The organism is Pseudomonas asiatica, from assembly GCF_009932335.1.
In the GTDB taxonomy this organism is placed as follows: Bacteria; Pseudomonadota; Gammaproteobacteria; order Pseudomonadales; family Pseudomonadaceae; genus Aquipseudomonas; species Aquipseudomonas asiatica.
Map to the genome: position 1 here is coordinate 540,324 of NZ_BLJF01000003.1, position 12,799 is coordinate 553,122.

The window sequence follows — 12,799 nt, forward strand, 5'->3', positions numbered from 1 at the left end:
CCGCAGGACACTAAGACAAAACGTTGCGCATGAACCAGCCGGCTTCAAGATAGTCTGTTCTGCGTAGAGAGAATTCCCGATGCGCCATAGCTGGCCCATCGCTACCCTGAGATAGCCGTCTTCCATGTTTGGTTCCAACGACGACAAAAAAGCGCCAGCCGAGGCTGGTGAGAAGAAAGGCCTGTTCAGCTGGTTTCGCAAGAAGCCGCAGCAACCTGTGGCAACGGGCGTGCCCGCGAATGAACCCCCAGCCGTCGAGCAGCCTGCAGCCGCTCCGGTCGAAGGGGCTACCGCCGAAGCGCCACAGGCCCCTGAACCCGTTCAGGCCCCTGCGGCCCCACAGCTGACAGAACCGCAGCAGGTCGCCGCACCCGTCCAATCCCCAGTGGTCGAGGCCCCTGTCCCCGAACCGGTTGCTTCCCAGCCGTTGCAGGCCCCTGAACCCGAGCCGGTCGCTTCCCAGCCGCTGGTGGCACCTGCACCGCAGCCGGTCGCGTCGATGCCCTTGCAGGCGGCCCCGATCGAGGCGGCCCCGGTCGTCGAACCGGCCGCGCCGGTCAGCAACCTGGTGCTGCCGGTTGCTGAAGAGCCCGTGGCCCTGGTGCCGGATCTGGAGCCGAAAGCGCCGCCCGCCATCCCGGAACGCCCTGCACCAGAGCCTGTTGCCCCTGTGGCTGCAGCCCCGGTCGCCGTGCAGGCCGAACAGGCCAAGCCCGGCTTCTTCGCCCGCCTCAAGCAGGGCCTGTCGAAGACCAGCGCCAGCATCGGCGAGGGCATGGCCAGCCTGTTCCTGGGCAAGAAAGTCATCGATGACGACCTGCTTGACGAAATCGAAACCCGACTGCTGACCGCCGACGTTGGCGTGGAAGCCACTTCCACCATCGTCCAGAACCTGACCCAGAAGGTTGCCCGCAAGCAGCTGGCCGACGCCGATGCTCTGTACAAGTCGCTGCAGGAAGAACTGGCTGCGCTGCTGCGCCCGGTCGAGCAGCCGCTGGTGGTGCAGGCGCAGAACAAGCCCTATGTGATCCTGGTGGTCGGTGTGAACGGCGCCGGCAAGACCACCACCATCGGCAAACTGGCCAAGAAGCTGCAGCTCGAAGGCAAGAAAGTGATGCTGGCTGCTGGCGACACCTTCCGTGCTGCTGCGGTCGAGCAACTGCAGGTGTGGGGCGAGCGTAACCAGATCCCGGTGATCGCCCAGCACACCGGCGCCGACTCCGCTTCGGTGATCTTCGATGCCGTACAGGCCGCCAAGGCCCGTGGCGTCGACGTGCTGATCGCCGACACCGCTGGCCGCCTGCACACCAAAGACAACCTGATGGAAGAGCTGAAGAAGGTCCGCCGGGTCATCGGAAAGCTCGACGCCGAGGCGCCGCACGAGGTGCTGCTGGTACTCGATGCGGGCACCGGCCAGAACGCCATCAGCCAGGCCAAGTACTTCAACCAGAGCGTCGAACTGACCGGCCTGGCCCTGACCAAGCTGGACGGCACTGCCAAGGGCGGGGTGATCTTCGCCCTGGCCAAGCAGTTCAAGCTGCCGATCCGCTTCATCGGTGTCGGTGAAGGCATCGACGACCTGCGTACCTTCGAAGCCGAGCCGTTCGTCAAGGCTCTGTTCGCCGAGCGAGACTGAACATGATCCGATTCGAACAGGTTGCCAAGCGCTATCCCAATGGTCATGTGGGTTTGCATGAGCTGAGTTTCCGGGCGCGCCGGGGCGAATTCCTGTTCGTCACCGGCCACTCGGGCGCGGGCAAGAGCACCTTGCTGCGCCTGCTGCTGGCCATGGAGCGCCCGACCAGCGGCAAGCTGATGCTGGCCGGGCAGGACCTGGGCCAGATCAGCAACTCGCAGATCCCGTTCCTGCGTCGGCAGATCGGCGTGGTGTTCCAGAACCACCAGCTGTTGTTCGACCGCACGGTGTTCAACAACATCGCCTTGCCGCTGCAGATTCTCGGCCTGTCCAAGGCCGAGGTCGCCAAGCGCGTGGACTCGGCGCTGGAGCGAGTGTCGCTGGCCGACAAGGGCGAGCTGTTCCCGGCCGACCTGTCCACCGGGCAGCAGCAACGGGTGGGCATCGCCCGCGCCATCGTTCACCAGCCGGCCCTGCTGCTGGCCGACGAACCCACCGGTAACCTCGACCCGCGCCTGGCCGCGGAGATCATGGGGGTGTTCGAGGACATCAACCGCCTGGGTACCACGGTATTGATCGCCAGCCACGACCTGGCACTGATTGCGCGCATGCGCCACCGCATGCTGACCTTGCAGCGCGGCCGCTTGATCGGCGATGGGGAGGCCGGGCAATGAGCACTACACGTACGCCGAAGGTTTCCGAGCGGGTTGCGCCGAAGCCGGCCGACCCGCAACCGGCGAAGAAAAAGCACGACGACGATGACGGCCCGGATTTCCGCACGCTGCTGCATGCCTGGCTGGAAAGCCACCGTGCCAGCATGGCCGACAGCCTGCGCCGGCTGGGCAAGCAGCCGATCGGCAGCTTCTTCACCTGCCTGGTGATGGCGGTGGCGCTGAGCATGCCCATGGGCCTGTCATTGCTGCTGAAGAACGTCGAGAAGCTTGGCGGCTCGTGGCAGCGCGCCGCACAGATCTCGCTATACCTCAAGCTCGATGCCGGTAGCCGCGAAGGCGAGGCGCTGCGCGACGAGATCAAGGGCATGCCCGGCGTGGCCGACGCTCAGTATGTCAGCCGCGAGCAGGCGCTGGAGGAGTTCCAGCAACAGTCTGGCCTGGGCGAAGCCCTGCGTGAACTGCCTGACAACCCGCTGCCCGGCGTAGTGGTGGTGACCCCGACCGAAGTCGACAAGCCGGCCCTGGAAGCCTTGCGTCAGCGCCTGTCGGAGCTGCCGCGGGTGGAGGTGGCGCAACTCGACCTGGTATGGGTCGAGCGCCTGGCGGCCATCCTCAAGCTGGGTGACCGCTTCGTCTTCGGCCTGGCCGTGATGCTGATTTCTGCCCTGCTGTTAGTAATCGGTAACACAATTCGTCTACATATTGAAAACCGCCGTACCGAGATCGAAGTGATCAAGCTGGTCGGTGGTACAGACGCCTACGTACGCCGGCCTTTCCTTTACATGGGCGCACTGTATGGCCTGGGTGCAGGGGTGATTGCTTGGGGTATTCTGGCGTTTGGCCTGAACTGGCTGAACGAGGCGGTGGTAGGGCTTTCCGGGCTGTACGGCAGCGACTTCGCCCTGGGTGGGGTGCCGGCGTCCGATGGTCTGTCGCTCTTGATCGGAGCGGTGCTGTTGGGGTATATCGGTGCATGGATCGCAGTGGCTCGTCATCTGAACGAGCTGGCGCCGCGATAGTTTTTACGTGCCAGCATTGACAAATTATTCACCATGGAACTTGTACCGTCGTTCCAGGTCAATGTTGGCAGCGCCCACAAGGCGCAAGTTCTGTAAGTCGGAGGTTCTTGAATGACCACATCGTTGCAACCTGCCTATGCCCTGGTACCTGGTGCAAACCTGGAAGCCTACGTGCACACGGTCAACAGCATCCCGCTGCTGACTGTCGAGCAGGAGCGTGATCTGGGCGAGCGTCTCTATTATGAGCAGGATGTCGAGGCCGCTCGTCAAATGGTGATGGCCCACCTGCGTTTCGTCGTACATATCGCCCGTAGCTATGCCGGCTACGGGCTGGCCCAGGCCGACCTGATCCAGGAAGGCAACGTCGGCCTGATGAAAGCCGTCAAGCGCTTCAACCCGGAAATGGGCGTGCGCCTGGTGTCGTTCGCCGTGCACTGGATCAAGGCAGAGATCCACGAGTTCATCCTGCGCAACTGGCGCATCGTCAAGGTGGCCACCACCAAGGCCCAGCGCAAGCTGTTCTTCAACCTGCGCAGCCAGAAGAAGCGTCTGGCCTGGCTGAACAATGACGAAGTGCACCGCGTGGCGGAAAGCCTGGGCGTGGAGCCGCGTGAAGTGCGCGAGATGGAAAGCCGCCTCAGCGGCCAGGACATGGCGTTCGACCCGGCAGCGGAAGCTGACGACGACAGTGCCTTCCAGTCGCCTGCGCATTACCTGGAAGACCACCGTTACGACCCGGCAGTGCAGCTGGAGGATGCCGACTGGAGCGACAACTCCACCAGCAACCTGCACGAAGCACTGCAAGGGCTGGACGAGCGTAGCCGCGACATTCTCTACCAGCGCTGGTTGGCGGAAGAGAAGGCCACGTTGCATGAGCTGGCGGACAAGTACAGCGTTTCGGCTGAGCGGATTCGCCAGCTGGAGAAGAATGCGATGAACAAGGTCAAGGCGCTGATCGCGGTCTGATCGAGTCCTGGCTGCAAGGAAAAGCCGCTGGCCCGCATAGGGTGAGCGGCTTTTTTTTGGTTCTTCGCGGAGTCTGGGGGAAGAGCGAGTTGACAGTCAGGGAAGCAGGTAAATTGGCAGTCGCCAAACACACCCTTCACCTGTCCCTGCTGTCGCCGTGCATCCTATTGATCTTGCCGCTTTCTGGCCAGGCTACGACGCCGTTACCTGTCGCCCATCTACCGATAACACCCTCCTCATTGAGCTTGAACCTCAAGCCGGCTCTCTTCCTAAGTGCGGGCGTTGTGGCCAGTTCAGCCCGTTGATTCACGATCGCCGGATTCGTCTGGTGCGTGATCGTGATCTGTTCGATCAGCGCGTCCTGCTTCAACTACCAGTGCGCCGAGTCGATTGCCTGAGTTGTGGGCGGGTGACCGAGCGGATCGACTGGTTGGAGCCAGCATCTCGGCTGACCCAGCGGTTACGGATATGGCTCGAAAGCTTGCTGCGGCTGCTGCCGATCAGCCACGTCAGCCAGCTCACCGGCCTGCATTGGCACACCCTCAAAACGCTCGATAAACGACGCCTTCAAGCCGAGGTAGGCAACTTCGATTCAACCGGTGTCCGCCGCCTGGTGATGGACGAGTTCGCCCTGCACAAAGGGCATCGCTATGCCACGGTCATCATGGATGCCGAGCGAACGCGGGTATTGTGGGTCGGCCACGGCAACAGCCGCGAGGCGGTCCGCCCGTTCTTTGAATTGCTCGGCAAGCACTGCCAGCAGATAGAGGCGGTGGCCATGGACATGAACACGGCTTTTGATTTGGAGGTGAAGAAGCATTGCCCGCAAGCCGAAGTGGTGTACGACCTGTTTCACGTCGTCGCGCGCTACGGTCGGGATGTGATCGACCGTATCCGGGTTGACCAGGCCAACCTCCTGCGCGAAGACAAGCCGGCACGAAAGGCGGTCAAGCAAAGCCGCTGGCTGCTGCTGCGCAATCGCAACAACCTGAAGGACGGACAAGCCGTGCAGCTTCAAGAACTACTCGCGGCCAACCAGCCGCTGGCTACGGTCTATGTCCTCAAGGATGCGCTGAAGGATGTCTGGTTCGCCCCCAGCGTACGAGAGGGCTGGCGCCGCTGGCGAACCTGGTTGCGGCACGCCCGGGACAGCGGCCTCGCGCCGCTACAGCGCTTCGCTCGCAACCTGCGCAAATACGCCCGAGGCATCCTCGCCAGTGCCAACTTCCATATGCATACCAGCGTCCTTGAGGGCGTCAACAACCGCATCAAGGTGATCAAGCGTATGGCCTATGGTTTTCGGGACTCGGAATACTTTTTCCTGAAAATCAAGGCTGCCTTCCCCGGGAAAGCGCGATGAACCTTTTTTTTGGCCGGGGGATTTTGGGGCCGCTTTGCGGCCCTTTCGCGACACAAGGCCGCTCCTACAAGAGACAGCGATCCCCTGTAGGAGCGGCCTTGTGTCGCGATGGGCTGCGCAGCAGCCCCAAAAGGCTCAAAGTTTGCGCGAAGTGTCGAGCTGCATCAGGTAGCTGGGCCCACCCAACTGGCTCATCTGCCGGCGAATCCAGCCGGCACGGCTGGCCACATAGGCGCTCGGCCGGCTGGCGCTCCACTTGATCGGGCTCGGCAGCACCGCCGCCAGCTGCGCCGCCTGCTGGCGGCTAAGCCGGCTGGCATCGACGCCAAAGTGGTAGCGCGCTGCCGCCTGGGCGCCAAACACACCTTTGCCCCATTCGGCACTGTTCAGGTAGACCTCGAGAATCCGCTCCTTCGACCAGAACAGCTCGATCAACGCGGTGAACCAGGCCTCCAGGCCTTTGCGGAACCAGCTGCGCCCGGACCACAGGAACAGGTTCTTGGCCACCTGCTGGGTCAGGGTGCTGGCACCGCGAATGCTGCCGCCGCGCTCGTTGTAGGCCAGCGCTGCCTGGATGGCCGGGATGTCGAAGCCCCAGTGGTTGGCGAACTTCTGGTCCTCGCCGGCAATGACCGCGACCTTGAGGTCGTCGGAGATGTTCTCCCACGGCTCCCAGTCGCGCTGCAGGTCGATCGGCTCGCCATTCACCCAGGACTGCACCTTGCGCTCCACCATCAGCGCCGTACCGGGTGGTGGGACCCAGCGGAACACCAGTACCAGCACAATGCTGCCGGCAGCGAACCAGAGCAGGGCGCGAGAGAGGCGGCGGAGAAGGGTTGGCAGCATGGCGATGGCTTGGCCGTACGGGTGGAAGGGGCCATTATACAGACCCGATCCAAGGAGTCGTCCCATGCTTCGCAGCTTCCTGATGCTTGCCGCCTTTTTCGGCTTCACCGGTGTCGCCCTGGGCGCTTTCGCCGCCCATGGCCTGAAAAGCCGGCTGACGGCCGACTATCTGGCGATCTTCCAGACTGGTGTGACATACCAGTTGGTGCATGCCTTGGCGATCTTCGCTGTCGCCGTGCTCTCGGTGCACCTGCCAGGGCGCCTGGTCGGCTGGGCTGGCGGCCTGTTTGCCGTGGGGATAGTGCTGTTCTCCGGTAGCCTGTACCTGCTGACCCTCAGCGGCCTGGGCAAGCTCGGCATCATCACCCCGATTGGTGGCCTGTGCTTCCTCGCCGGCTGGCTGTGCCTGGGCCTGGCAGCCTGGCGGCTCGGTTGACCGGGTGGTCCACAATCACGACTAATGGTGTGCAGCGCCCTTGGGTTGCAGGGCGGTTCAGCGCTAGAATGCGGGCCCCCAAAGAACAATGGTGGCCGTGCGCATGCGCATTCAACTGAACGGTGAACCTTACGAATTGCCCGCTGGCGAAAGTGTCGCGGCCCTGCTGGCCCGCCTGGAGCTGACCGGGCGCCGCGTCGCGGTGGAACTGAACCTGGATATCGTGCCGCGTAGCCAGCACGACAGCACGCTGTTGAACGACGGCGATCAGGTCGAGGTGGTCCACGCCATCGGTGGCGGCTGATTCTGGCCGGCGATTCACCTGCAAGCCCAGCAACCTTTTCCCGAGGAACAACCATGAGCAACGTTCGTAGCGACAAGCCCTTCACCCTAGCCGGGCGTACTTTCCAGTCGCGCCTGCTGGTCGGTACCGGCAAGTACCGTGACATGGAAGAAACCCGCCTGGCCATCGAAGCCTCGGGTGCCGAAATCGTCACCGTAGCCGTGCGCCGCACCAACATTGGCCAGAACCCGGGCGAGCCGAACCTGCTCGATGTGCTGCCTCCGGACCGCTATACCATCCTGCCGAACACCGCTGGCTGCTACGACGCGGTCGAAGCCGTGCGCACCTGCCGCCTGGCCCGCGAACTGCTGGATGGCCACAACCTGGTCAAGCTGGAAGTACTGGCCGACCAGAAAACCCTGTTCCCCAATGTGATCGAAACCCTCAAGGCCGCCGAAGTGTTGGTCAAAGACGGTTTCGATGTGATGGTCTACACCAGCGATGATCCGATCATCGCCCGCCAGTTGGCCGAAGTCGGCTGCATTGCGGTCATGCCGCTGGCTGGCCTGATCGGTACCGGCCTGGGTATCTGCAACCCCTACAACCTGCAGATCATCCTGGAAGAGTCCAAGGTGCCGGTGCTGGTGGATGCTGGTGTGGGTACTGCGTCCGACGCCACCATCGCCATGGAAATGGGCTGCGAAGCTGTGCTGATGAACTCGGCCATCGCCCACGCCCAGCAGCCGGTGCTGATGGCCGAGGCCATGAAGCACGCCATCGTCGCCGGTCGCATGGCCTACCTGGCCGGCCGTATGCCGAAGAAACTCTATGCCAGCGCCTCTTCGCCGCTGGATGGTCTGATCAAGTAAGAGCCCCTGATGACTGAATCGCACGATACGCCGATCACCCCCGACGGCGAAGCCCGCCCGCACCGCCGCATCAAGAGTTTCGTGATGCGCGCCGGGCGCATGACCGAAGGCCAGCAACGTGGCCTGGAGCAGGGCGGCCCGCTGTACATCCTGCCGCTGGCCGACAGCCCGGTGGACTACGACCAGGTGTTCGGCCGCTCGGCGCCGCGCACCCTGGAGATCGGCTTCGGCATGGGCCATTCCCTGCTGGAAATGGCTGCTGCCGCGCCTGAACAGGACTTCATTGGTGTGGAAGTACACCGCCCGGGTGTTGGTGCGCTGCTCAACGGCGTGCTGACCCAGGGCCTGAAAAACCTGCGGGTATATGACTGCGATGCCATCGAAGTGCTGAACCGCTGCGTGGCGGACAACAGCCTCGACCGCCTGATGCTGTTCTTCCCCGACCCATGGCACAAGGCGCGCCACCACAAGCGCCGCATCGTCCAGCTGGAGTTCGCTGAACTGGTACGGCGCAAGCTCAAGCCCGGTGGCGTGTTCCACATGGCCACCGACTGGGAACCGTATGCCGAGTACATGCTGGAAGTGATGAGCGCTGCCCCGGGCTATCGCAACCGTGCGGCCGACGGTACTTACGTGCCACGGCCGGAAGAACGCCCGATCACCAAGTTCGAGCGCCGCGGCGAGCGGCTGGGGCATGGGGTTTGGGATTTGAAGTTCGAGAAGGTGGATTGACCGGCTGATACGGCCTTTCGATTTGCCGATGCCTGCAGAAATGCAGGCGAAAAAAAACCGCCTTTGAAAGGGCGGTTTTTTATGTGAGCAACAGGACTGAGTATCCTTCGCTCTGAGGTTTCACAGAAAACCCTCACACAGTTGGCTGATCATAGGCAGCGTAGCGGGGGAACGTCAATGCTCAGAAATATCCGGCATCACGTGTGTCGGAGCGGTTAACAGTCTTGGGTGAGCATTCCAAGTATCATCGCGCTGCTCCTGTGTGGATGAAATCAGTGATGGGCCGGGTAGGAGAAGAATTCTGCTTTCCGGTCCCTTCGACACGGCCTGAGAACCGTGCCGGTGCACCTCTTCGAAGGGCCATTGACCTGGCCACTTCACAGAAGACTCTCACACAGTTTTCGAAGGCATCGAAGTGCCGGTTAGATGCTGGAAGATTGGCCCGCCAACACGGAGGCCAAGGCATATGAAGCGTTTGCTTGATGCGCTGAGCCGCGTTTGGACGTTCATCCGGATTTTGACTGTGCTCAAGACCGTTCGGGACTTCATGCGCGATCACTTCGATGATGCCCGGTAAGGGCTAGTCAGGTGGTAGGGCTGCCCTGATTCTCCGGGGCAGCTTTTACAACCCATCTCTGTACTCGCCAGATTACGCGGTCATTGTAGGAGCGACCTTGTGTCGCGATGGGCCGCGTAGCGGTCCCAGGATGTCAGCGGTGAGGCAGCAATTGCTGGGGCCGCTTTGCGGCCCTTTCGCGACACAAGCCGCTCCTGCAAGGTTCAGTGCAAGGCCGTGGTTCAGCCCCGTCGATCCGCCACCACCCCGATCAGCACCAGTACCACCAGCAACACCGGCGCCAGCGCGTAGTTGTTGAACTGGCTCAGCCCTTTCACCACCCAAGGCGTGGCATAGATCAGCGCCGCACCGCTGCCGATCATCACCAGCAAGGCCATGAACGGTACGCGCAGGGCGCCCGCCAGGCCGCCCAGGCGTTGTTCCACCCAGCCCTTGATATCGGTGCCGAACAGCACCAACAGGCAGCCTACCAAGGCCAGTGAAATCTCCGACAGGTTGCTGCGGCTCCAGCGAGAAACCGTCGCGAGCAGATCAAGTACCAGATCCATGGGTCATCCTTAGGTCAAGAAATACTGCAGCAGGTCATTGAGGAACAACTGGCCCCTCGGCGTGGCCACCAGTTGATCCGGTTCGACCTGCAAAAGGCCCTTTTGTTCGGCCGCGCGGCGTGCCTCGCGCAGTTGTGCCAGCGGCAAACCGGTGCGTTGGGTGAACAGTTCGGCTTCCACCCCATCGGTCAGGCGCAGGGCATTCATCAGGAACTCGAACGGCAGCTCGTCGACTGGCAGCAGCTTTTCGCCGGCCTTGAACGGCTTGGCCAGGTTCAGGTAGTCCTTGGGCAGGCGAGTTTTCCAGGTGCGCAGGATGCGCCCGTCGGCGAAGGTCAGCTTGCCGTGGGCACCAGCGCCGATGCCGATGAAGTCGCCAAAGCGCCAGTAGTTGAGGTTGTGCCGGGCAGCGCGCCCCGCTTGGGCATAGGCCGAGACTTCGTACTGGCGGAAGCCGTGTTCGGCCATCAGTGCCTGGCCGGCCTCCTGGATATCCCAGAGGATGTCGTCCTCGGGCAGCTCGGGCGGCTGGTTCCAGAACACCGTGTTCGGCTCCACGGTCAGCTGGTACCACGACAGGTGCGTCGGCCCCAGGTCGATGGCCTGGCGCAGGTCGCCCAGCGCGTCGTCGAGCGACTGGTCGGGCAGGCCGTGCATCAGGTCCATGTTGAAGTTGTCGAAGCCGGCGGCGCGCGCCATGCCGGCGGCGCGGACCGCTTCATCGCCATTGTGGATACGCCCCAGCGCCTGCAGTTTGGCTGGCTGGAAGCTCTGCACACCGATGGACAGACGATTGATACCGGTTTGCCGGTAGGCCTTGAACTTGTCCTGCTCGAACGTGCCCGGGTTGGCCTCCAGGGTGATTTCGATGTCCGGCGCAAACGGGATACGTTGTTCCACGCCACGCAGCAGCCGGCCAAGGGCGTCGGCACTGAACAGGCTGGGGGTACCGCCGCCGAAGAAGATCGAGCTGATCGGCCGGCCTTGCACGGCAGCCAGCTCCTGGTCGAGGTCGGTCAGCAGGGCGGCGACGTAGGCATCTTCCGGCAGTTCAGGCCCGGCAGCGTGGGAGTTGAAGTCGCAGTAAGGGCATTTGCGTACGCACCACGGGATGTGGATGTACAGCGCCAGCGGCGGCAGGCTGGTGAAACCCGCCGCGCCGGGGTTGGACAGCGTTTCGATCATGCCAGGCCCAGACGTTGGCGCAGCAGGGCCATGGCGCGGGCGCGGTGGCTGAGCTGGTTCTTGTCCACAGGGGCCAGGTCGGCGCTGGAGCAGCTGCGCTCCGGTACCCAGAACAGCGGGTCGTAGCCAAAGCCGTGCTCGCCACTGGCCTCGAACATGATGCGCCCGTGCCACAGGCCTTCGCACAGGATCGGCAGCGGGTCGTCAGCATGGCGCACCAGTGCCAGGACGCAGACGAACTGAGCACCGCGCTCGGCTTCAGGCACGTCTTTCAGTGCTTCGAGCAGCTTGGTATTGTTCGCCGCATCACCCTTGCCGTCGGCATAGCGCGCCGAGTAGATGCCCGGCGCGCCGCCGAGGAAGTCCACCGCCAGGCCAGAATCGTCGGCCAGGGCCGGCAGGCCGGAAATGCGTGCGGCGTTGCGCGCCTTGAGGATGGCATTCTCGACGAACGACAGGCCGGTTTCTTCCGGCTCGACCTGACTGAACTCGCCGATCGAGCGCAGTTGCACGGACGCGCCGAGCATGGCCTGGAGTTCCTTGAGTTTGCCGGCGTTGTGGCTGGCCAATACGAGTTGCTGGAAATTCATCATTCGCCTGGGAACACTTCCTGGTTGAAACTGAGGGAGTTGCTGATACCGCCGGTTTCGATATTCAGGTCGAAGGTGACGGTTTCTGGCTGGTCGATCTTGAACTGGGCGATGTAGTACACCGCGCCCTGTTCGGTGATCTGCTTGAACGACAGCGGGCTGCTGCGCCCGGTCAGGTCCTTGACCGTGCCGCTGACCACCGCCATGGCGGGTTTGTTGGCCTTGAGCACGGCGATGTTGAGTACGCCCTGGTTCTTGCTGCGTACCAGGCCGGTGGCTGCGGCCACCTCCGGTGTCAGCATGCTCGAGGTGAACGCGCTGTAGTGCACCGTCACGTCGCCAAACACTTCCTTGCGCTCGGGACGGGCAGCATCGGCAGCCAGTACCGGCAGGGCCAGGCACAGGCTGATCAGGAACAGGGCTAGGCGACGCATGGGGTGATTCCTCCGGTGGGCGTCAGACCGCGAGCTGATGTTCTTGCAGGCCCGGGCTGCTGACACGGTAGATGCCGATCTCACCTAGAAGATTAGGCCAAAGCCGGCCACCCCACCCGTTGCGGTGCAAGTGGTCGACCGCCAGGCGGTCTAGCACCTTGGCGCGGCGCTCGTGGCACAGCTCTTCGAAGTCGGCAAAGGTGCAGAAGTGGATGTTCGGCGTGTTGTACCAGGTGTACGGCATGAAGTCCGAAACCGGCATGCGGCCTTTGGTCGCCAGGTACCAGCGGCAACGCCAGTGGCCGAAGTTGGGGAAGGTGATGATGCACTGGCGGCCCACGCGCAGCATCTCGTCGAGGATGCGGTCGGGGTACTCCACGGCCTGCAGGGCCTGGGTCATGATCACCACGTCGAAACTGTTGCTGGCGAAGTTGCCCAGGCCCTTGTCCAGGTCCTGCTCGATGACGTTGACGCCCTTGGCCACACAGGCCGCGATGTTGTCGGCGTCGATCTCCAGGCCATAGCCGGTGACCTGCTTGCGGTCGCGCAGCGAGGCCAGCAGTTCGCCGCTGCCGCAACCCAGGTCGAGTACCCGGCTGCCGGCGGGGATCCAGTCGTGGATGATTTCCAGATCGGCTCTCATG

Annotated in this window: 15 protein-coding genes; 9 read left to right on the forward strand and 6 right to left on the reverse strand. The window is 63.1% G+C overall.

What is annotated here, in order from left to right:
- Window positions 1-124: 124 nt before the first annotated feature.
- The 5 genes from ftsY to GYA95_RS25080 all read left to right on the forward strand — a co-directional run bounded on the left by ftsY (window position 125) and on the right by GYA95_RS25080 (window position 5,655).
- Window positions 125-1,636, forward strand: a complete 1,512-nt coding sequence (gene ftsY, locus GYA95_RS25060; RefSeq protein ID WP_015272156.1) for a signal recognition particle-docking protein FtsY — start codon at window positions 125-127, stop codon at window positions 1,634-1,636.
- A gap of 2 nt (window positions 1,637-1,638) precedes the next feature.
- Entirely contained in the window at window positions 1,639-2,310 is a 672-nt protein-coding gene (ftsE, locus tag GYA95_RS25065; RefSeq protein ID WP_013974630.1) for a cell division ATP-binding protein FtsE, read from the forward strand.
- A complete protein-coding gene (ftsX, locus tag GYA95_RS25070) occupies window positions 2,307-3,329 on the forward strand; it encodes a permease-like cell division protein FtsX (protein ID WP_013974629.1) in 1,023 nt (340 codons plus the stop codon). Before ftsE ends, ftsX begins: the two co-directional genes overlap by 4 nt.
- Before the next feature lie 111 nt (window positions 3,330-3,440).
- Entirely contained in the window at window positions 3,441-4,295 is an 855-nt protein-coding gene (rpoH, locus tag GYA95_RS25075; protein WP_015272155.1) for an RNA polymerase sigma factor RpoH, read from the forward strand.
- A gap of 157 nt (window positions 4,296-4,452) precedes the next feature.
- The gene (locus GYA95_RS25080; RefSeq protein WP_003464938.1) at window positions 4,453-5,655 is read left to right on the forward strand and encodes an ISL3 family transposase; all 1,203 of its coding nucleotides are present in this window, start codon (window positions 4,453-4,455) and stop codon (window positions 5,653-5,655) included.
- A gap of 135 nt (window positions 5,656-5,790) precedes the next feature.
- Here the strand turns inward: GYA95_RS25080 and mtgA are convergent, their stop codons facing one another.
- A complete protein-coding gene (mtgA, locus tag GYA95_RS25085; RefSeq protein ID WP_015272154.1) occupies window positions 5,791-6,501 on the reverse strand; it encodes a monofunctional biosynthetic peptidoglycan transglycosylase in 711 nt (236 codons plus the stop codon).
- Between the two features lie 64 nt (window positions 6,502-6,565).
- Between mtgA and GYA95_RS25090 the strand changes: the two genes are divergently transcribed.
- From GYA95_RS25090 to trmB, 4 genes are all read left to right on the forward strand, one after another.
- Window positions 6,566-6,937: a DUF423 domain-containing protein gene (locus GYA95_RS25090; protein ID WP_015272153.1), complete on the forward strand. Its 372-nt coding sequence runs from the start codon at window positions 6,566-6,568 to the stop codon at window positions 6,935-6,937.
- 103 nt (window positions 6,938-7,040) lie between these two features.
- The gene (gene thiS, locus GYA95_RS25095) at window positions 7,041-7,241 is read left to right on the forward strand and encodes a sulfur carrier protein ThiS (RefSeq protein ID WP_003257817.1); all 201 of its coding nucleotides are present in this window, start codon (window positions 7,041-7,043) and stop codon (window positions 7,239-7,241) included.
- Between the two features lie 53 nt (window positions 7,242-7,294).
- On the forward strand, window positions 7,295-8,089 hold the full coding sequence (locus GYA95_RS25100) for a thiazole synthase (RefSeq protein WP_015272152.1): 795 nt from the start codon (window positions 7,295-7,297) through the stop codon (window positions 8,087-8,089).
- 9 nt (window positions 8,090-8,098) lie between these two features.
- Window positions 8,099-8,821, forward strand: a complete 723-nt coding sequence (trmB, locus tag GYA95_RS25105; RefSeq protein ID WP_013974624.1) for a tRNA (guanosine(46)-N7)-methyltransferase TrmB — start codon at window positions 8,099-8,101, stop codon at window positions 8,819-8,821.
- Between the two features lie 798 nt (window positions 8,822-9,619).
- On the opposite strand, the gene GYA95_RS25110 is transcribed toward trmB, so the two are convergent.
- The 5 genes from GYA95_RS25110 to metW are packed head-to-tail and all read right to left on the reverse strand — an operon-like array spanning window position 9,620 to window position 12,798.
- Window positions 9,620-9,946: a DUF3392 domain-containing protein gene (locus GYA95_RS25110; protein WP_003257821.1), complete on the reverse strand. Its 327-nt coding sequence runs from the start codon at window positions 9,944-9,946 to the stop codon at window positions 9,620-9,622.
- 9 nt (window positions 9,947-9,955) lie between these two features.
- On the reverse strand, window positions 9,956-11,131 hold the full coding sequence (hemW, locus tag GYA95_RS25115) for a radical SAM family heme chaperone HemW (RefSeq protein ID WP_015272151.1): 1,176 nt from the start codon (window positions 11,129-11,131) through the stop codon (window positions 9,956-9,958).
- Window positions 11,128-11,724, reverse strand: a complete 597-nt coding sequence (rdgB, locus tag GYA95_RS25120; protein WP_015272150.1) for an RdgB/HAM1 family non-canonical purine NTP pyrophosphatase — start codon at window positions 11,722-11,724, stop codon at window positions 11,128-11,130. Before rdgB ends, hemW begins: the two co-directional genes overlap by 4 nt.
- Entirely contained in the window at window positions 11,721-12,155 is a 435-nt protein-coding gene (locus GYA95_RS25125) for a DUF4426 domain-containing protein (protein ID WP_013974622.1), read from the reverse strand. Before GYA95_RS25125 ends, rdgB begins: the two co-directional genes overlap by 4 nt.
- Before the next feature lie 22 nt (window positions 12,156-12,177).
- Window positions 12,178-12,798, reverse strand: a complete 621-nt coding sequence (gene metW / locus GYA95_RS25130; RefSeq protein ID WP_015272149.1) for a methionine biosynthesis protein MetW — start codon at window positions 12,796-12,798, stop codon at window positions 12,178-12,180.
- Window position 12,799 lies beyond the last annotated feature (1 nt).